The following is an 18,121-nucleotide window of genomic DNA, read 5'->3' on the forward strand; positions in this document are numbered from 1 at the left end:
GTCCTTATTTGACCCCACAAAGCGCCCGGTAGAGTTGTATGTGCGATGACGCGATAATTTCCCAGTAATCGTTTACGACAGGAGTTTTTCTTGTTCCCAGATAGCGATTCAGGGCTTCTTTCATCGAAGAAATGTCGTCGCAGCCAGCGAAATATATATTTTTTTCCTCATGGTATCCCAGCAAGTCTGCGGTATGAGTTGTTGCAATGGTAAATGCTCCCGCCTGCTCCGCGGCCTTCAAAGACGTATTCCATTCGCCAGCCCCACCAGGAAATGGAAAAACAACTGCATCCGCTACGGCAAGAATTTCTCCTACGCGTTGCGCGGTCTGGAATCCAGTGACCGTAACTTTCCCAGTCCAAGGTGTCTGGTTTGCCAAATCCAGTATTTTTTTCTGGTAGGGATATTTTTCATTCAAATCACACACTAATACTAAATGATGCTTTTCCGGATCGGCTATTTGAAATAACCGTTCTACGCCCTTATTGGGGTGTGCAAATCCAAAATAGCAAACAATCGGCTTGCTGGCTGACAGCTTATTTTTGATATCTCGTGCCTGGTCAACGCTTAAAGACAGGGTGGGGATGGTAGATGCATTAGGGATATGCTTGATTGACGTCTTTGCAAGTGCTGTTTTTACCCAGGAAGGCAGTTTCGAAATAAAATCAGGCCGAACGTAAATCATGCCATCGCACGCCAGCAAATTAGGCCAGCCTATAGCTTCGCATTCAACGTAATGCTCATGCCACGTCTGTACAACGGGCAGGCCTGATATCCGAAAAAATAGAGGTAATATTTTCGGGAGCAATCCTATGTAGCCTTGCGCAGGATACTGGACATGTACGATGTCAGGCTTAAAATTTTCGACGATGCGTTTAACTTGCACAATATGCCAGATTCGCCAGCTTGGCATGACTCGAAATACTTTGACCGCCGATAATTCTTGTATAGTTTCGGACTCGCGACCAGTAAGTATGGCGACCTCGATATTCGGTTTCACTGCCAGCGCTTCAGCCAAATGTGCAGTGTAGTCCCCCACTCCGCATTTTGCGGGAGGATATGCTCCCGTGATGATTAGGACTTTCACTGTTATTTCATCTTCTTAAGCACTAGCCAACCAAAGGTATATTTCTTCCCTGCACATTCGATAGGTTTGTCTTCGCCTTCAAAATGCATTTCTCCCACAGGAATCAGGTTGTACTCAGCTGCCTGCGCAACAAAGTCGATCACGTCTTGCCTGGAGAAAATGAGCCAGTCCATGTCGAAGAACTTGATTCCTGTTGTATCAATTTTCTCCGGCCAGTAATCAAAGGACGCGATGAAGTAGCCACCTGCCTGCAGCAATCGCGACATCTCTCTCAATAAGACCGCACCGTTAAATCCATGCTCGATAACGGAAATCGAGGTGATCGCCTTGAAGGATGCATCAGCAAAGGGGGTTTGCATGAAATTTACCTTCTCATAGCGGATACTTTTCTGATACGGCATTTGTTTCAAGTCCGGATTCAGGTCTGCCCCGGTCAGATGTGTGTATCCCGCCTTATGCAAGGCAACAATAATCTCTGAAGCGTAACAACCGATGTCCAATATCGCCTCGTTTTTTTGCACATGCCTTTCAATGAAATTCAATGTCTCCAATACGTCCCAGCTTTTTACCTGATCACCGACTGCAATTCCTTTTGCCATTCCGTAACGGCGAAGAAATGCCTGCAAGGGTGAATCCAAGGATGAAGCGCCTTTTCTTTTCAACACACTCCTGGAGAGAGCGATTGCAGATTCGTTTTGCAAAACTTCCATACTCATATAGCGACTCCACTTCGTTTCATGTGCACATCAAATTGGATTTACCCCGACAATGCCTTTAGATCGCATGTTTCGCATTGTTGCCCTGAGCCTTGGTGAAATCATCACCGTGATGGTGAAAGAAATTCCTATCAGTACCATACCAATACCCAGTTCGATGTAGGGCTGAAATTCATATTTTTGAGCCAGTGCCCCCGCCCCGCCGGCCATAACTGCTATAAACAATGGCAGCAATACGTCGCCTAGCAACCACTTGGTACCTGCTCCCTTTAGCAATGTCCTATGCGTCAACCATGTGCCTACCAGCAGATAAATACAATTTAGTAGCGCCCATGAACCTGCTCCACCCGCTGCTCCATAAGACATCGCCAGATAGATAGTCATTGGCACCATGATGATTATCAGAATTGCGTTGATTATCAGCGGCAATCGCGTTTCGCCATAAGCAAGTTGCAAGGCATATGGGAAATGCATGACTCCATTTAGACTCGTTCCCATCAGAAATAGTGAAACCACCAGTGCAGAACTTCTGGCCAGCTCACGATCTTGAGTCCACAGGTAGAGCAAATCTTCAGAAAACACCGCCATCATGATGGCAATCGGGAAAAGCACTGCCAGAAATAATCGTGTACCGGTTTTATACAGATCAGCCAGTTTCTCAATCTCGCCCGAGGAGACCAGCGCAGCCATACGGGGATATATTGCATTGAACAAAGGAGTCAGCAGGATATACAAACTTCCTGCCGTAACAACCGCCAACATGTAGCGGCCAAAATCTTCAAGGCTTAGCAGCCTGCTGAGCATCACCTTGTCCAATTGCATCAAAATAATTCCGGTGATTGCCACTCCACTCATTCCGGCTGAAAAGCGCCAGACCTTCTTCAAGGTGGCCATCCTGAATTGACTGGTATCAGTTTCTGGGCCCATCTCTCGCCATGCGACCCATCGCACGAATAAGGCATAGAGTATGCCGATGCTAGCCTGCCAAATGAAAAAGGCTTCGATCGTTTGCGAGACAAAGGCCAAGATTACAATCGCCCCTATGCTCGAAAGCGTGGTAGCAGCTGCACTGATTGTGCTAGAGAGCGCAATTTTCTGCATTCCCATTAAGGCCCCCATATAGAGGCCAACCGGCCAGCGGCACGCCACTACCAGCCCCATTAGCATCAACGCATGAGTGACCGTTTCTTGGGGAAGCCCCTTTGATTGCAGCCAGTGACCTGAAATAGCCGGAGACAACGCTACTATCCCGATCACAATCACTGCGGCCGTAACCCAGAATACAATTTCCAGCGTATGCAATAAATCCTGCGCCTCATGCATATCGCCCGAAGAAGAGGCGCGAGCCACTTCCCGATTAATCGTGGGCGATAACCCCAAATCCAATAGCTGCAACAGTGCTTGTGTGGTTGCAAAGAACCCGATCAGACCATATGCCTCAATGCCCAGATACTTGAGGTACAAAGGAACTACCGCCAAACCAAGAAGAGCGGCCCATAATGAGCTTAGCAGGCCAGCAGAAAAATTCCGCTTCAAACTCATTTGCCAGCACTCATGAAAGCTGTCTGCATCATGTCTACCCGCTTTATCGCTTTGCGATGGCTAAGCTTGACCCGCCTTTTCAGGCTGGCAATGCTGCTCGTTGAAGAATTTCCGTCATGTGCCGGTGGTTCGTGATCGTATTGAACGGTGATAAATGAATAAGTGGGGTTATGGTCGCCTCTGTAGAGATTATCGATTTTGTAGCCTTCCTCTACGAGCACTTCATTAAGGCAAAAATCGATATTTCCCCGTTTTCTCGCCAGCCCCCGTCGCGAATTCCCGTAGTTCTCCTCCAGCATCTTGAGATGGCTGCAATGTATGGTTTCGTCTTGCATTCGGGGCGCGTTCAGTCAGTGAACGGCGCGCATTACAGCAGGCCAGAACGGATTGTGTCAAGCAATCAGCGGGCCGGATTCGATACAATGGCGCACCCAGCCAACCTGACTGCCTTCGTGACAGAACCCGATCAATCCTATCTCCGCATCGCCATCGTCCGCTTTTCCGCCTTGGGCGATGTGGTGATGGTGTCCGCCGCCGTGCGCGCCTTGCAGCGCAGCCTGCCGGCGGCACAGATCACCTGGATCACTAGCCCGCCGGCTTATGCTTTGCTCAAGGGTATGGAGGGTGTGCAGTTCGAAGTGATGGAGAAGCCGCGTTCGCTGGCAGATTACCTGGCTTTTTATCGCGCATTCCGCCATCGCCCGTTCGACGTGGTGCTGGCAATGCAAGCCAACCTGCGCATCAACCTGCTCTACCCGGCATTGCACGCCCCCATCAAGATCGGCTTTGACCGCATCCGCGCCCGCGAAGGACAATGGCTGTTCTGCAATCGACGCATCCCTTACAACGACTCCCATCTGGTGGACAGCTTCCTGTCTTTCATCGAAACCTTGACCGGCGATCCGGCGGCTGCGACCTGGGATTTGCCGGTCGACAATATCGATATGGACTGGGCGCGTGAGCAACTGGCAGCCTTGCCCAAGCCCTGGGTAGCGCTCCACCCCTATGCCAGCAAAGTTGAACGCAACTGGAAACCGGAGCGCTATGCGGCCGTCGTCGGCGAAGCTGTTGCGCGCTGGGGATGCGGTGTGTTGCTAACCGGCGGCAATGCGCCTGCGGAAATCTCGCAATGCGAACAGCTTTCGCGGCTTGCCCCGGCCAATGTGCTCAATCTTTGCGGCCAGACCACGCCCAAGCAGCTTGCTGCATTGTTGAGTCAGGTGGATGTCTTGGTTGCCCCGGATACAGGATCGGTGCATATTGCCCGGGCGATGGGCACCCCCGTGGTCGGCCTGTATGCCGTGGCCTCCCCGCAATTGACCGGGCCTTACCGGCAACTGGAATATTGCGTGGACCGCTATCCGCAGGCCGTGGAAAAATATTTGGGCAAGGATGTCCGCCAGCTGCCATGGAATACGCGGGTCCATCACGCCGATGCGATGTCCCTGATCGAGGTCGCCGATGTCATGCGGCAGCTGGAAAAAATACTGGGCCAACCTGGATGATGAGACTTTTCGATTCGCGCCCCGTTTACACGGCACTGCTATGGCTGCTGCTGCCCTATGCGTTCTTCCACCTCTGGTGGCGGTCGCGCAGGCAGCCGGAATATCTTGATCACATCGGCGAACGTTTCGGCCGCTACTCCTGTACATGCGATAAACCTGTCATCTGGCTGCATACCGTGTCGGTCGGCGAAACGCGCGCGGCGTTAACCCTGGTGCGCGGCCTGCGCGAACGCTACCCGGATCACCAGATTCTGCTCACCCACACCACGCCCACCGGCCGTGAGGCGAGCGAGCAGTTGTACGGTGATGACGTGGTGCGCGTATACCTTCCCTATGACTACCCGTTTGCGATCCGCCGTTTCTTGCGGCATTTCCAGCCACGGGTCGGCGTGCTGCTGGAAACCGAGATCTGGTTCAACCTGGTTCATGCCTGCCATGCCCGATCGCTCCCGCTGCTGCTGCTCAATGCGCGCCTGTCGGAAAGATCGGCCCGGCGTTACGCGCGCTTTCCCAGGCTGGCCCGGGCCAGCCTGCATAGCCTGCACTTGATCGCCGCGCAGACCGAAGACGATGCCATGCGCTTTGCCGCGCTGGGCAATCATGCCACGCCGGTGATGGGAAACCTGAAGTTCGACATCGCTCCGCCACCCCCGATGCTGGAGCTGGGGAAACGGTTGCGCGAGCAGTTCGGCGCAACCCGGCCGGTCTTCCTGGCTGCCAGCACGCGAGAGGGCGAGGAAGCTCTGTTGCTCGATGCTTTGCAATACATGGAAATCGAGAATCTGCTTGTTGTCATGGTACCGCGGCATCCGCAACGTTTCGATGAGGTAGCTGCGCTGATCGAGAGCCGCGGCCTGCATATGCAACGGCGCAGCGCGAACGAGCCGGTTTCTCCGCATACCCGCGTGGTGCTGGGTGATAGCATGGGCGAGATGTTCGCCTATTATGCGGCCTGCGATGTCGCTTTCATCGGTGGCAGCCTGCTGCCCTTCGGCGGGCAAAATCTGATCGAGGCCTGCGCCGTCGGCAAGCCCGTGCTGATCGGGCCGCATACCTACAATTTCTCCCAGGCCACCGAACTGGCCGTTGCCTGCGGTGCCGCGATGCAGATCAGCCATGCCGACGATCTTGTGCATCAGCTCAACATCCTGATGCATGACGGCACCGCCCTGGCCCGGATGGGCAAGGCCGGGCTTCAGTTCGTCAGCGATAACCGGGGGGCGACCGAGCATGCGTTGACGCTCATCGGCCTAGCACTCAGCCATTCGCTGTATAACGAAATCGTTTCCGGTCAGGTAAAATCCGCCCCATGAATAAGATCCTCGTCACCGGCGGCGCCGGCTTCATCGGCTCTGCCGTCATTCGCCAGTTCATCAACGATACCGAATGCAGCGTGGTCAATGTCGACAAGCTGACCTATGCCGGCAACCTGCAGTCGCTGGCATCGGTGTCGGACAATCCGCGTTATCGTTTCGAGAAGGTCGACATCTGCGATGCCGCCGAAGTGGCCCGCGTGTTCGGCGAACACCAGCCGGATGCCATCATGCACCTGGCCGCCGAATCGCATGTAGACCGTTCCATCAGCGGCCCGGCCGATTTCATCCAGACCAACATCGTCGGCACCTACACCCTGCTGGAAGCGGCACGCAACTACTGGAGCGCGCTCGATGCCGATCGCAAGGCGGCATTCCGCTTCCATCACATCTCCACCGACGAGGTGTATGGCAGTCTGGGCGAGAACGGCTTCTTCACCGAGGAGACCGCGTACGAGCCCAACTCGCCTTATTCCGCCAGCAAGGCCTCTTCCGATCACCTGGTTCGCGCCTGGCATCACACCTATGGCTTGCCGGTGGTCACCACCAACTGCTCCAATAATTACGGGCCGTATCATTTCCCCGAGAAGCTCATCCCGCTGGTGATCCTCAATGCCGTCAACGGCAAGCCGCTGCCCATCTACGGCAAGGGCGACAACATCCGCGACTGGCTGTATGTGGACGACCACGCCCGCGCCTTGCGGCTGGTGCTGGAACGCGGAACACTCGGCGAGGCTTACAACATCGGCGGCTGGAACGAAAAGACCAATCTCGAAGTGGTGCAGTCCATCTGCGCCATCCTGGATGAACTGCGCCCGCAGGGCGCGCCACACAGCAAGCTCATCACCTATGTGGCCGACCGCCCCGGGCACGACAAGCGCTATGCCATCGACGCCAGCAAGATCGCGCGTGATCTTGGTTGGAAGCCGCAGGAGAATTTTGAATCCGGCCTGCGCAAGACAGTGGAGTGGTACCTGCACAACACCGATTGGGTGCGCGGCGTGACCAGTGGCGACTATCAGCACTGGATCAACAAACAGTACCGAGTACTGGGTTCTGAGTCCTGAGTCAGAAAAATCGATGGGAGTCTCACGATTTGAGGGGTTGATCGCTTGGCAAAAGGCGCGGGGGCTTGCCGCTGCGATCTATCGACTTACCTCGCAGGATGCTTTTTCCAGGGATTTCGGTCTGAAGGATCAGATTCAACGTGCAGCCGTTTCAGTCATGTCAAATATAGCAGAGGGGTTCGAGCGGGGTGGCTCAGCGGAATTCCATCAGTTTCTCGTTATTGCCAAAGCTTCTTGTGCCGAATTGCGTGCGCAGCTTTATGTCGCTCTCGATGTCGGTTACATTGACCAACGGCAATTTGATGAATCGATGCAGCAAGCAGAAGAAGTGGCCCGTTTGGTCGGGGGACTCAGGGCATCCGTAAAAAGACAAGGTACAGCATAATGACTCAGCACTCAGCACTCAACGCCCAGCACTCGATGAAAGGCATCATCCTCGCCGGAGGTTCCGGCACCCGGCTTTACCCGGTGACACTGCCGGTATCCAAACAACTGCTGCCGATCTACGACAAGCCGATGATCTACTACCCCCTGTCCACGCAAATGCTGGCAGGTATCCGTGACGTGCTAATCATTTCCACACCACAGGACACGCCGCGCTTCGAGCAACTGCTGGGCGACGGATCGCAGTGGGGCATGAATTTTTCCTATGCGGTGCAGCCTTCTCCGGACGGCCTGGCGCAAGCCTTCATCATCGGTGAATCCTTCATCGGCAACGATGCCTGCTCGCTGGTGCTGGGCGACAACATCTTCTATGGCCACGCTTTCGATACCCTGCTGACTCCGGCGGCGAGCAAGAGCGACGGTGGCACGGTGTTCGCCTACCATGTGCACGACCCGGAACGCTACGGCGTGGTCGATTTCGATGCGTCCGGGCGGGCGCTCAGCATCGAGGAGAAACCGCTCAAACCCAAATCGAACTATGCCGTGACCGGCCTGTATTTCTACGACAACGATGTGGTGCAGATCGCCAAGTCGATTAAGCCCTCCGCGCGCGGCGAGCTGGAGATCACCACCGTCAACCAGATCTACCTCGATCGCGGCAAGCTGGATGTGCAGCTGATGGGACGCGGCTATGCGTGGCTGGACACCGGCACGCACGAATCGCTGCTGGAAGCCTCAATGTTCATCCAGACGCTGGAGAAGCGGCAGGGGCTGAAGATCGCCTGTCCCGAGGAGATCGCGTATCGCAAGGGATACATCTCGGCCGAGCAGTTGCAAAAGCTGATCGCGCCGCTGGCCAAAAACGGTTACGGCCAGTACCTGCAGCGTCTGCTGCTAGAGGAAAAACGCTGATGCAGGTCATCGCCACCGCCATCCCCGATGTGCTGATCGTCGAGCCGAAAGTGTTCGGCGATGACCGCGGTTTCTTTTACGAAAGCTTCAACCAGCGCCGCTTCACCGAATTGACCGGTATCGCCGATGCCTTCGTGCAGGACAACCACTCCAAATCGGCGCGCAACGTGTTGCGCGGCCTGCATTACCAAATCCGCCAGCCGCAGGGAAAACTGGTGCGCGTGATCGCCGGCGAGGTGCTCGATATCGCCGTCGATATCCGCCGGAACTCCCCCAGTTTCGGCAAGTGGGTGGGCGTTAGGCTGTCCGCCGAGAACAAGAAGATGCTGTGGATCCCGCAAGGGTTCGCGCATGGTTTTGTGGTGCTGAGCGATTCGGCCGAGTTCCTGTACAAGACCACGGATTACTGGGCGCCCGAACATGAGCGCTGCATTGTCTGGAACGACCCCGATTTGGCCATCGACTGGCAATTGGGTGACGCTGTCCCGCTGCTTTCCGCCAAGGACCAGGCCGGCAAGGGCTTGCGCGACGCAGAGACTTTTGCATGACCAGGATATTGCTCACGGGCAAGAACGGCCAGGTTGGCTGGGAATTGCAACGTTCCCTGGCTGACTTCGGCGAAGTCGTCGCCACCGATTCCGGGGAACTGGATCTTGCCGATCCGCAGGCGATCCGTCGCGTCGTCCGCGAAGTCAAACCCGATCTCATCGTCAACCCTGCAGCCTATACTGCAGTCGATAAGGCCGAGACCGAAACGGACCTGGCGCAGGCGGTCAATGGCGACGCGCCCGGCATGCTGGCCGCGGAAGCGCTGCGGCTGAATGCGGTGCTGGTGCATTACTCGACCGACTATGTGTTCGATGGCAGCAAATCAGCACCTTATACCGAAGCCGATGCGCCCAACCCGCAGTGCGTCTACGGCAGGACCAAACTGGCAGGCGAGCAGGCGATACGCGCCTCCGGTTGCAAACACCTCATCCTGCGCACCAGCTGGGTATATGGCGTGCATGGCGGGAATTTCGTGAAGACGATGCTGCGTCTGGCCAGGGAGCGCAACGAGTTGCGCATCGTGGCGGATCAGTTCGGGGCCCCGACCTGGGCGCGGGATCTGGCGCAATCGACCGCATCGGTACTGCAGAATTGGTCGCAAAAGGATTGGGATAGCAGTCTGGGCGGGCTTTATCACCTCACCGCGGCGGGGCGCACCAGTTGGCACCAGTATGCCGAAGAAATCGTGCGTCTTGCGCGCCAGTATGATCCCGCGCTCGCATCCAAAGCACTCGATATCCGCGCCATCGCCACGCACGAATATCCTCTCCCCGCCAAACGGCCCGTGAATTCGGTGCTGGCGAACGACAGGATCCGCGCTGCCTTCGGCATCGCACTGCCGGCGTGGCAGGACAGCCTCGCCGAATGCGTACGCCTGATTTACCAGCAGCCGGTTAGTGCAGTGCCTGGTTGATCTTTGACAGGTCGTCTTCGGACAGCCCGCCCACTGCAGCTTGCAGGCTGAGTTGGCTGATCAGGTAGTTGTATTCCGCCTGATACAGGTCGCGCCGCGTCGAATATGCCTGCTGCTGCGCATTCAACACGTCTATGTTGGTGCGCACGCCGACTTCATGGCCGAGCTTGCTTGCCTCCAGCATGCTTTCACTCGATTTGAGCGCCTGTTGCAGCGCCTGTACCTGGGCGATCCCGTTCACTACACCGAGATACGCTTGGCGCGTCTGCAGCTCCACATTGCGACGCGTATTTTCCAGTTCCTGCCGGGCGCGCTCGCGGTTGGCTTCCGCCTCGCGCCATTTGGATTGGACTGCACCGCCCTGGAACAGCGGCACGTTGAGCTGAACGCCCACCGAGGTTGCGGTGGAATCCGTACCGATGCCGTAGACGCTGCCGTTGGCAATACTTCTGTTGTAGTTCGCCACCAGATCGACAGTGGGCAGGTGTCCGCCCCGGTTGCGATCCACTTCCTTCTCCGCGATCTCGGCGCTCGCCTGTGCCATGACAACCTGGTAGTTGTGCAGCTGCGCCTCGTTCACCCATTTATCCAGGTCGACCGGCTGCGGCTGCTCCAGCATCAGGGACTGGCCCAGGGGATTCAGATCCTGGGGAACGGCATTGATGAGCTGCTGCAGGGTGCGGCGCTTCACCTCCAGGTTGCTCTGCGCCGAGATCTCCTGTGCAACGATCAGGTCGTAGCGAGCCTGCGCTTCGTGGGTATCGGTGATGGTGGCGGTGCCGACCTCGAAATTGCGTTTGGCCTGTTCCAGCTGTTCGGCGATGGCCGTCTTCTGCGCTGCGGCCAGCTGCACGCTGTCCTGCGCGATCAGCACATCGAAATAGGTCTGCGCCACGCGCAGGATCAGATCCTGTTCGGCGATCCTGTACTGCGCCTCGGACTGGATCACCTGCAACTGGGATTCGGAGTACACGGCCCAGTTCTGCTCGCGGAACAGGGGCTGCACCAGACTCACCCCGTAACCGTGGCTATTGAAACGCTGCGTGCCGGACGGGAACGGGAACAGTGCGGCGGCGGCACCGGTGTACTGGGTATTGACGTCGTTGTAGGTGGTGTTGGCGTTGAAATTGACGTTGGGCAGCAATAGCGAGCGGCCCTGCGTCAGTTTTTCCTGGCCGGCATCATGGGCTGCGCGTGCCGATGCAAACACGGCATCCTGATTCTGTGCCGCATGGTAGAACTGGAGCAAGTCCGCCGCACCCGCCAATGGGCTGATGCTCATGGCCAGGATCACGCTTAACGCCGTCTTAGTTGGTTTCATAGCCTCTTCCAAATATTAGAGTTTTCTAATATTACATGCTGCGACTAAACAATTCAAGCAAATACGGGCTTCCCGGCAGCGCCGGGAGTCGATCAGAATACGAAACGTTGCGGTTGCGGCGCGTTCTGCAGCGGCGCCACGCTGGTTTCGAACAGGGTGACGGTCTCGAACACGCCGGGGGCCACGCAGGTCACCTGCATCGCATGCATCGCCGGCGCGTCGCCCACGATGGCAAACAGGCGTCCGCCCGCGTTCAGCATCTCATAGAAGGATTCCGGCGGCAGGGGCACCGAACCTGTCAGCACGATGGCATCGTACTTCTCGCCGCCCCAGCCCGTGGAAGCATCGCCAATCTCCAGCGTGACATTGTCGTAATGGTGGGCCGCAAGCGTGCGCGCCGCACGCGCACTCAGCTCCTGCACCAGTTCCACGCTCGTCACATGCTGTGCCATGCGCGATATCAGCGCGGTGAGATAGCCGCTGCCGGTGCCCACTTCCAGCACGCGGTCGGTATGTTTCAGCTTCAATGCCTGCAGCGCACGCGCTTCCAGCTTCGGCGACCACATGAACGCACCGTGCCCTAGGGGAATCTCGACATCCATAAAGGCCAGCGACTGTTTGTCCACCGGCACGAAATGTTCGCGTTTGACCTTCTTGATGAGCTCGAGCACATTCACGTCCAGCACGTCCCAGGGACGTATCTGTTGTTCCACCATATTGAAGCGAGCGAGTTCCATGCTGTTCATCCCCTGTCCTCTAGATATGTTTATTTCAACTCGGCATGCAGTATAACAAGCCCATCAGGTGCGCTCAATGAATTGAGTCGGCCCCCGGCTTGCCTTTGTCAAAGCTTTCCAGTACCTTGCGACCTCGCTAGGGGTCTTCGTTACGAAGTGAGAAACACCCTTTGAACCTGTACGGGTAATGCCGTCGTAGGGAAGCTCCTTTCGGTGCTTCCTGATTTTTTGGAGCACCATCATGAATGCAAATCCCCAGTTCCTGGCCTCCGCCGCCCATGTCGACCAGGCGGCGATCAAACCGCTACCCAATTCGCGCAAGATCTATGTCGAAGGCAGCAGGCCTGATATCCGCGTGCCGATGCGCGAAATCACGCTGACTGACACCCACCTGAACAACGGCGTCGAGCATAACCCACCTATCCATGTGTATGACTGTTCCGGCCCCTACACCGACCCGTCGGTGAAGATCGATATCCGCTCAGGCCTGGCCGAGATGCGCGCAAAATGGATCGAAGAGCGCAATGACACCGAAGCGCTGCCTTGCCTGACTTCCGAATACGGCCGCCAGCGGCTGAACGACCCGGCCCTGGCCGACATGCGCTTCAACCTCAAGCACACGCCGCGCCGCGCCAAGCCGGGCATGAACGTCACGCAAATGCACTATGCGCGCAAAGGCATCATCACGCCGGAGATGGAATTCATCGCGATCCGCGAAAACCAGCGGCGCGAAGGCCTTTCCGAGATGCTGCTGAAACAGCACCCCGGCGAGAATTTCGGCGCGAAGATGCCCAAGGAGATCACGCCCGAGTTCGTGCGCAGCGAAGTCGCGGCCGGACGCGCCGTAATCACCGCCAACATCAACCACCCCGAGATCGAGCCGATGATCATCGGCCGTAACTTCCTGGTGAAGATCAACGCCAACATCGGCAATTCCGCGCTCGGCTCCAGCATCCAGGAAGAAGTCGAGAAGATGACCTGGGCCATCCGCTGGGGCGGCGACACGGTGATGGACCTCTCCACCGGCAAGAACATCCACGAGACGCGCGAATGGATCATCCGCAATTCGCCCGTCCCCATCGGCACCGTGCCGATCTACCAGGCGCTGGAAAAGGTGAACGGCAAGGCCGAGGATCTGACCTGGGAAATCTTCAAGGACACCCTGATCGAGCAGGCCGAGCAAGGCGTGGACTATTTCACCATCCACGCCGGCGTGCTGCTGCGCTACATCCCGATGACGGCCAAGCGCATGACCGGCATCGTCTCGCGCGGCGGCTCCATCATGGCCAAGTGGTGCCTCGCACACCACAAGGAGAACTTCCTCTACACGCACTTCGAAGAGATCTGCGAGATCATGAAGGCCTACGACGTAACCTTCAGCCTGGGCGATGGCCTTCGTCCCGGCTCGGTCTACGACGCCAACGACGAAGCGCAACTCGGCGAGCTCAAGACGCTGGGCGAACTCACGCAGATCGCGTGGAAGCACGACGTGCAGGTGATGATCGAAGGCCCCGGCCATGTGCCGATGCACATGATCAAGGAGAATATGGACCTGCAACTGAAGTGGTGCCACGAAGCGCCGTTCTACACGCTGGGCCCCCTCACGCAGGACATCGCCCCCGGCTACGACCACATCACCAGCGCGATTGGTGCGGCGATGATCGGCTGGTTCGGCACCGCCATGCTGTGCTACGTCACGCCCAAGGAACACCTCGGCCTGCCCAACAAGGCCGACGTGAAGGAAGGCATCATCACCTACAAGATCGCCGCCCACGCCGCCGACCTCGCCAAGGGCCACCCCGGCGCACAGATCCGCGACAACGCCATGAGCAAGGCGCGCTTCGAATTCCGCTGGGAAGACCAGTTCAACCTAGGCCTCGATCCCGACCGCGCGCGCGAATTCCACGACGAGACCCTGCCCAAGGAATCTGCCAAGGTCGCCCACTTCTGCTCCATGTGCGGCCCGCAGTTCTGCTCGATGAAGATCAGCCAGGACGTGCGCGACTTCGCGGCGAAGGAAGGCCTATCCGAGCAAGCTGCGTTGGAAAAAGGGATGGAAGTGAAGTCGGTGGAGTTTGTGAAGCAGGGGGCGGAGGTTTATCACAAGGCGTGAGCCAGTATTTTTCCGAGGTAGTAATGCGCCTACACTACCTCGATAGAATATGTCGTTATGTCGCTTTCATAGCTATGCAACTTAGGTCGTTGCTACGGTATGCTGCGCAAGTGACATGCATCTCGTCATGAATTCATCCACCTTAGCTTGAGGCCATACTTCAAATACCTTTCCCCCTCCTTGCATGTTCAATATTTTCATGAATTCCCTAAAGTGAGCCTCTTTTCCTGTAAGCCACGATTCCGAGATCATCGCTCTAACGATGCCTGCCGCGAGAACAGACCGACTCACGGTTTTCGATCTTTCCACAAAATTGCTTCTGATATCTGTTGTTTTCAAAATCATCCGCAACGCCTGTTCTTGGTCGTCGGGCGCGGCCAATTTGGCGATATACCCATTCCACCACAGACGCGATATGGCGTTATCATCTCTATAGCGCGTTTGCGTATTAGCGAAGAAGTGCGTTTTTATATCCTTCACAAGTTTCTCGTCATCTTTTGTATCGGCATCAAGCCATCTGTAGCGTGAGTATTCAAGACATTCGATATGAGTTAGTCGAGTCCACAGCCGATTTTCACAAGCAAGACTAGGATGCAACCTGTTTAATGCATTCCATACAAGCATAGTGTTTTTGATTTCCGCTTCAGAATCTTTAGCCATCACTAGATGATTAAGAGGTTCCAGATCGAGGCGGAGAGACAGCTCAATCGACCAGCCGCCCTTTTCCGCAAGGTCAACAAAATCTCCGGTTTTGTATCTTTCAAGATTTTGTAGTACAGAAGAGTGCAAAAAGTCTGCCGTCTTTTGCGATAGATATTTCAAAGATTCGGTTGGCATTAGCTTAGCTCCTGCATCAGCGTAACAACCCGATTAAAGGGTGATTTCAGCAGCTTCTGAGAATCCTTCAGCAAATCAGGATTCGCAAGGTCAACATTTTCTTGGGCACACTTTGCCTCGAATACTTTATACCAACGCTTATCTTGATATGAGCCCACATCCTGTTGAAGAACCGTCAGAACTTCCATTACCGCAGGCAAATACACGCTGTTAAGTAGTATCGGTTTCCCTGGCGCCGTGTAACGCATGTTGTAGATTGATGTGTATGTTTCTTTTTCAGCAAGTATCGTGATGCGTTCTTCATCAAGATTCACTCGATATTGACCTGGTGGTACATCATTATTTATTGCCATGTCAAAAATTGATTCTATTGGAGCAAGTTTTTCCCTGCCTACATTAATTTGGAATTCGTTACCTATCGCTAGAATTTCGCCATTTCCCAAGTGGAACTTCAAATTATGGAAATCTTCATGCAATTTGTCGCTTGAAAGAATGATACCTTCCTCTGCAGCAATAATTAGCGGCAACAGATTGACGTTGCCTGAGAGCAGTCCTTGGTCGACTTCCAGTTCGCCGTTTGAAGAGTCAATTTGATGTAGCCTGTTGTAGTAGGTTTCCAAGCAGGTAATAAACAGGCAAGCCTTGGCTTTCTTCTCTGCCAGATGCTTTGAAAGTGTTTCTTCCGTTAAGCGAAAATTGTAGTGAACCCGTAGGGCTCCGGTTTTCATAGATTCCGCTATTTCAATTCCAATTTCGAACTCCCCTTTGACGTAGTCATTGGTAAACTCTTCTAGAACCGGGTGTGGAAACCGAGCCAGCCGACTAATTTTCATGCCGCCTCCCGTTCAGCAAAACTTTTTGCTATGACTTCAATCGGGCCGTCGTATTCATCAGAAAATTCGATTGTGAATTCGAGCTTTTTGTCTTTAGTAAAATTGACTTTGACTGAGCCGGACGCAACTTCGCCTGCGTCAGTACCGGTGATACGTAGTCTTTCCGGGCTATTTACTCCTGCAGCAAATACAGCAACCGTCGCTGTTGCAGTTTCCTCTGGTGTTAAGATTAGTTGCCGTTTTCTCGATTGGCCTTCACCTATAAGATTTCTTACATTGCGCAACGCAATTGTCTTACCGCCGAAATTATTTCCGGCCCCACCCGTTCCGCCCCCGCTACCTGAGCCACTCCCTCCAGTATCACCACCCTTACCGTCGTTGGTGCCACTACCGCCCTCATCCCCGCCTTTTTCGTTCCCTTGGCTTGGTGATTTAGGCGGTTGCTTCTTACTCGGCTTGTACTTGAGAATCTCCGGATTCTCGTCAATTGCATTCGGATCTTGTAGTTTTTCCGGATCAACTTGATCAGCAAAGAATTCACTTAATTCATTAATTGTTACTGAGTCCTTTGGACTTTCGAGGCTTTGGGATTTGATGGCATCACGAATTGCTTTGGCAAGCTGCTTCATTACCCGCGCTGCTGAATTTCTTTTGTCGGTATCAGGAATACGTTCTGATGAAAATCCGTCGTGCCTCGGATTTTCGAGATTCTTGAAAAATGTAATTCCATCATGGTCTATCGGTTCAACTAGAGTTACGAAATCTTTGTATAAGGGAAATCGTCTGAATTTTTCACCAAAGTTTTCAAGATTGTCCGTTATATACATTCCGTTTCTTATAATGCTGACGCGTTTGGGCAAACCTTCCCGAACCAGTATCCTGATCGCGACCTTACCTAGTTCGGGTATGACAACAATTTCTTCCTTGGTTTCTAAAGACATCAGGCACTCACACAAGGCCCTTGCGAATTCAAAGTCTTCTTCGTGCCCATTATCAGCCGCCGCTTGTTTGATAATAGGGTTACCAAATAACGAAATCAGCGTGTCTTTATTTATTACTGTGCCACCATTATTTACGCTGAAGATCGTTTCATTTCGGTAAATTGCGCAGAAGAAATTCTGTATCAATGATGCTGCGAGCCCTGCCTCCCAACTAGGAGACTCTCGGCAGGCAATACAAAATACTGAAGTCCCGATTTCCGACCTTCTTAGCCATTCAGGAACGTCCTCTAAGCGAGTGACGGGCATATAGGGCTTTTGACCCCAATATCCGGTAGCAAGATTCGGAATATTGTTCTTGTCAGTATGTGAAACCAACACTGATTTGCCTTGACACAAAAATTTTAGGTCGCCAGTTTCGCCATCCCTGTATTGAGTTGAATAAAATACTGTCTGAATATCAGAAATCGCAAAAGCAGCATTTTTTCCTATACCAAATGATCCACCTGACGTGGCGTCATCCTTGATACTTACACCAGAGCCTTTGAGCAGACTATGAAAGGGAGTTTTATCCCTGCACGGCCCTTCTAGGCCCTTCGTATTGCTATCTGAAATTCTTAATATCTTGATATTTTCTCGATCCAGTGACTTCTTCGCGTTTGCGAAGAACTCCACTTCCTTCTCGGTATTTGTATCTTTTGCCTTTTGCAGACAGCAACTGATTGAAGACCGGAATGAATCAAGCGATGGAAGCTGTGTTGCGGCTATTTCTAGCATGTCGAAAGAAACAGTAACGGGATTCTTTAACCTTGCATCCGTGCTGTTTTGTGCACATTCTCTTGCGAGGCTAGCATAAGGTGAATCCCTGAACGTTTCGATGCCTGCATCCCCCAAGCCCTGATTGATATCAGCCACATTTGGCAGAAAACTCAAAAGTACATCGTTTTCATTCTTAAGCATGACCACCCCCAAACTGTGATTTAAATTGCAGTTTCACAAGCCCCCCGACTCCTTGGTATTTCAGAGTTTAAATACTGCTTTTACATCGCCGCCTTTGGTTTCAAAGCGCGCCTTAACCGCCTCCACCTCGTCCCGCAATGCTTTCACGATCTTTCGAGCCTCTTCTTGCGTATATGAATAGTTGCTACGGTTGGAGAGATTGCCAATAAGGCGAATGTCTTTGATAGCTCGCGAGACCCTCTTTTCAGCTAGTTCAACGAACTTGGCCCTGTTTTTGGATTCGGCTTGGTCACTCATGGAAAAACCTTATATGTTCACTTTGTATGTAATGCGTAGCTAATATATGTGATGCATATAGTGCAGTCAATCAGTACATTCATGGAATGTACTGCGG

18 protein-coding genes and 1 riboswitch are annotated in these 18,121 nt (G+C 54.2%); of the genes, 8 read left to right on the plus strand and 10 right to left on the minus strand.

The genetic code is table 11. The features are described from left to right. Nucleotides 1-4: 4 nt before the first annotated feature. From L6418_RS12955 to L6418_RS12970, 4 genes are read right to left on the minus strand one after another with little or no spacing between them, the layout of a single operon-like run. Nucleotides 5-1,087: a glycosyltransferase gene (locus L6418_RS12955; protein WP_237247341.1), complete on the minus strand. Its 1,083-nt coding sequence runs from the start codon at nt 1,085-1,087 to the stop codon at nt 5-7. 2 nt (nt 1,088-1,089) lie between these two features. Beyond that, nucleotides 1,090-1,803, minus strand: a complete 714-nt coding sequence (locus tag L6418_RS12960; protein WP_237247342.1) for a bifunctional 2-polyprenyl-6-hydroxyphenol methylase/3-demethylubiquinol 3-O-methyltransferase UbiG — start codon at nt 1,801-1,803, stop codon at nt 1,090-1,092. Nucleotides 1,804-1,833: 30 nt separating this feature from the next. After that, on the minus strand, nt 1,834-3,345 hold the full coding sequence (locus L6418_RS12965; protein ID WP_237247343.1) for a lipopolysaccharide biosynthesis protein: 1,512 nt from the start codon (nt 3,343-3,345) through the stop codon (nt 1,834-1,836). After that, nucleotides 3,342-3,680, minus strand: a complete 339-nt coding sequence (locus L6418_RS12970) for a hypothetical protein (protein WP_237247344.1) — start codon at nt 3,678-3,680, stop codon at nt 3,342-3,344. Before L6418_RS12970 ends, L6418_RS12965 begins: the two co-directional genes overlap by 4 nt. 87 nt (nt 3,681-3,767) lie before the next feature. On the opposite strand from L6418_RS12970, the gene L6418_RS12975 reads away from it, so the two are divergent. Genes L6418_RS12975 through rfbD form a run of 7 tightly spaced genes read left to right on the plus strand, consistent with a single transcriptional unit; the run spans nt 3,768 to nt 9,988 of the window. Continuing rightward, on the plus strand, nt 3,768-4,850 hold the full coding sequence (locus tag L6418_RS12975) for a glycosyltransferase family 9 protein (RefSeq protein WP_237247345.1): 1,083 nt from the start codon (nt 3,768-3,770) through the stop codon (nt 4,848-4,850). Then, nucleotides 4,847-6,163 carry a lipid IV(A) 3-deoxy-D-manno-octulosonic acid transferase gene (waaA, locus tag L6418_RS12980; RefSeq protein WP_237247346.1) on the plus strand — a complete coding sequence of 439 codons (1,317 nt, stop codon included), beginning with the start codon at nt 4,847-4,849 and terminating at the stop codon, nt 6,161-6,163. Before L6418_RS12975 ends, waaA begins: the two co-directional genes overlap by 4 nt. Next, nucleotides 6,160-7,230: a dTDP-glucose 4,6-dehydratase gene (gene rfbB, locus L6418_RS12985; RefSeq protein ID WP_237247347.1), complete on the plus strand. Its 1,071-nt coding sequence runs from the start codon at nt 6,160-6,162 to the stop codon at nt 7,228-7,230. The genes waaA and rfbB overlap by 4 nt, the downstream gene beginning before the upstream one ends. Before the next feature lie 13 nt (nt 7,231-7,243). After that, nucleotides 7,244-7,615, plus strand: a complete 372-nt coding sequence (locus tag L6418_RS12990) for a four helix bundle protein (protein ID WP_237247348.1) — start codon at nt 7,244-7,246, stop codon at nt 7,613-7,615. Further along, nucleotides 7,615-8,526 carry a glucose-1-phosphate thymidylyltransferase RfbA gene (rfbA, locus tag L6418_RS12995; RefSeq protein WP_237247349.1) on the plus strand — a complete coding sequence of 304 codons (912 nt, stop codon included), beginning with the start codon at nt 7,615-7,617 and terminating at the stop codon, nt 8,524-8,526. Before L6418_RS12990 ends, rfbA begins: the two co-directional genes overlap by 1 nt. Beyond that, on the plus strand, nt 8,526-9,074 hold the full coding sequence (gene rfbC, locus L6418_RS13000; protein WP_237247350.1) for a dTDP-4-dehydrorhamnose 3,5-epimerase: 549 nt from the start codon (nt 8,526-8,528) through the stop codon (nt 9,072-9,074). The genes rfbA and rfbC overlap by 1 nt, the downstream gene beginning before the upstream one ends. After that, complete coding sequence (rfbD, locus tag L6418_RS13005) at nt 9,071-9,988, plus strand: dTDP-4-dehydrorhamnose reductase (protein WP_237247351.1); 918 nt, start codon at nt 9,071-9,073, stop codon at nt 9,986-9,988. The genes rfbC and rfbD overlap by 4 nt, the downstream gene beginning before the upstream one ends. Here rfbD and L6418_RS13010 read toward each other — a convergent pair. Together L6418_RS13010 and L6418_RS13015 are read right to left on the minus strand one after the other, a co-directional pair. Then, entirely contained in the window at nt 9,969-11,309 is a 1,341-nt protein-coding gene (locus L6418_RS13010) for a TolC family outer membrane protein (RefSeq protein WP_237247352.1), read from the minus strand. The two genes, rfbD and L6418_RS13010, sit on opposite strands and share 20 nt — an antisense overlap. Nucleotides 11,310-11,401: 92 nt before the next feature. Beyond that, nucleotides 11,402-12,046, minus strand: coding sequence for a protein-L-isoaspartate O-methyltransferase family protein (locus L6418_RS13015; protein ID WP_408641564.1), 645 nt, complete (start codon nt 12,044-12,046; stop codon nt 11,402-11,404). Between the two features lie 128 nt (nt 12,047-12,174). Next, nucleotides 12,175-12,265, plus strand: a riboswitch (TPP riboswitch). Between the two features lie 22 nt (nt 12,266-12,287). Here L6418_RS13015 and thiC point away from each other — a divergent pair. Continuing rightward, nucleotides 12,288-14,159 (plus strand): phosphomethylpyrimidine synthase ThiC, encoded by a 1,872-nt coding sequence (gene thiC, locus L6418_RS13020; RefSeq protein WP_237247354.1) that lies wholly within the window; start codon nt 12,288-12,290, stop codon nt 14,157-14,159. Between the two features lie 81 nt (nt 14,160-14,240). Here thiC and L6418_RS13025 read toward each other — a convergent pair whose 3' ends face one another. The 4 genes from L6418_RS13025 to L6418_RS13040 are packed head-to-tail and all read right to left on the minus strand — an operon-like array spanning nt 14,241 to nt 18,024. Then, nucleotides 14,241-14,996 (minus strand): DUF6339 family protein, encoded by a 756-nt coding sequence (locus L6418_RS13025; protein ID WP_237247355.1) that lies wholly within the window; start codon nt 14,994-14,996, stop codon nt 14,241-14,243. Beyond that, nucleotides 14,996-15,829 (minus strand): hypothetical protein, encoded by an 834-nt coding sequence (locus L6418_RS13030; RefSeq protein ID WP_237247356.1) that lies wholly within the window; start codon nt 15,827-15,829, stop codon nt 14,996-14,998. Before L6418_RS13030 ends, L6418_RS13025 begins: the two co-directional genes overlap by 1 nt. After that, nucleotides 15,826-17,727 (minus strand): hypothetical protein, encoded by a 1,902-nt coding sequence (locus L6418_RS13035; protein WP_237247357.1) that lies wholly within the window; start codon nt 17,725-17,727, stop codon nt 15,826-15,828. Before L6418_RS13035 ends, L6418_RS13030 begins: the two co-directional genes overlap by 4 nt. A 60-nt stretch (nt 17,728-17,787) precedes the next feature. Then, the gene (locus L6418_RS13040; RefSeq protein WP_237247358.1) at nt 17,788-18,024 is read right to left on the minus strand and encodes a hypothetical protein; all 237 of its coding nucleotides are present in this window, start codon (nt 18,022-18,024) and stop codon (nt 17,788-17,790) included. Nucleotides 18,025-18,121 lie beyond the last annotated feature (97 nt).

Source organism: Sideroxyarcus emersonii, from assembly GCF_021654335.1.
Classification (GTDB): Bacteria; Pseudomonadota; Gammaproteobacteria; order Burkholderiales; family Gallionellaceae; genus Sideroxyarcus; species Sideroxyarcus emersonii.

Bases quoted from the DNA above. Each gene is read 5' to 3' on its own strand.
- L6418_RS12960 (WP_237247342.1), bottom strand. From the start codon at position 1,803: ATGAGTATGGAAGTTTTGCAAAACGAATCTGCAATCGCTCTCTCCAGG.
- L6418_RS12965 (WP_237247343.1), bottom strand. From the start codon at position 3,345: ATGAGTTTGAAGCGGAATTTTTCTGCTGGCCTGCTAAGCTCATTATGG.
- L6418_RS12970 (WP_237247344.1), bottom strand. From the start codon at position 3,680: ATGCAAGACGAAACCATACATTGCAGCCATCTCAAGATGCTGGAGGAG.
- L6418_RS12975 (WP_237247345.1), top strand. From the start codon at position 3,768: ATGGCGCACCCAGCCAACCTGACTGCCTTCGTGACAGAACCCGATCAA.
- waaA (WP_237247346.1), top strand. From the start codon at position 4,847: ATGATGAGACTTTTCGATTCGCGCCCCGTTTACACGGCACTGCTATGG.
- rfbB (WP_237247347.1), top strand. From the start codon at position 6,160: ATGAATAAGATCCTCGTCACCGGCGGCGCCGGCTTCATCGGCTCTGCC.
- L6418_RS12990 (WP_237247348.1), top strand. From the start codon at position 7,244: ATGGGAGTCTCACGATTTGAGGGGTTGATCGCTTGGCAAAAGGCGCGG.
- rfbA (WP_237247349.1), top strand. From the start codon at position 7,615: ATGACTCAGCACTCAGCACTCAACGCCCAGCACTCGATGAAAGGCATC.
- rfbC (WP_237247350.1), top strand. From the start codon at position 8,526: ATGCAGGTCATCGCCACCGCCATCCCCGATGTGCTGATCGTCGAGCCG.
- rfbD (WP_237247351.1), top strand. From the start codon at position 9,071: ATGACCAGGATATTGCTCACGGGCAAGAACGGCCAGGTTGGCTGGGAA.
- L6418_RS13010 (WP_237247352.1), bottom strand. From the start codon at position 11,309: ATGAAACCAACTAAGACGGCGTTAAGCGTGATCCTGGCCATGAGCATC.
- L6418_RS13015 (WP_408641564.1), bottom strand. From the start codon at position 12,046: ATGGAACTCGCTCGCTTCAATATGGTGGAACAACAGATACGTCCCTGG.
- thiC (WP_237247354.1), top strand. From the start codon at position 12,288: ATGAATGCAAATCCCCAGTTCCTGGCCTCCGCCGCCCATGTCGACCAG.
- L6418_RS13025 (WP_237247355.1), bottom strand. From the start codon at position 14,996: ATGCCAACCGAATCTTTGAAATATCTATCGCAAAAGACGGCAGACTTT.
- L6418_RS13030 (WP_237247356.1), bottom strand. From the start codon at position 15,829: ATGAAAATTAGTCGGCTGGCTCGGTTTCCACACCCGGTTCTAGAAGAG.
- L6418_RS13035 (WP_237247357.1), bottom strand. From the start codon at position 17,727: ATGCTTAAGAATGAAAACGATGTACTTTTGAGTTTTCTGCCAAATGTG.
- L6418_RS13040 (WP_237247358.1), bottom strand. From the start codon at position 18,024: ATGAGTGACCAAGCCGAATCCAAAAACAGGGCCAAGTTCGTTGAACTA.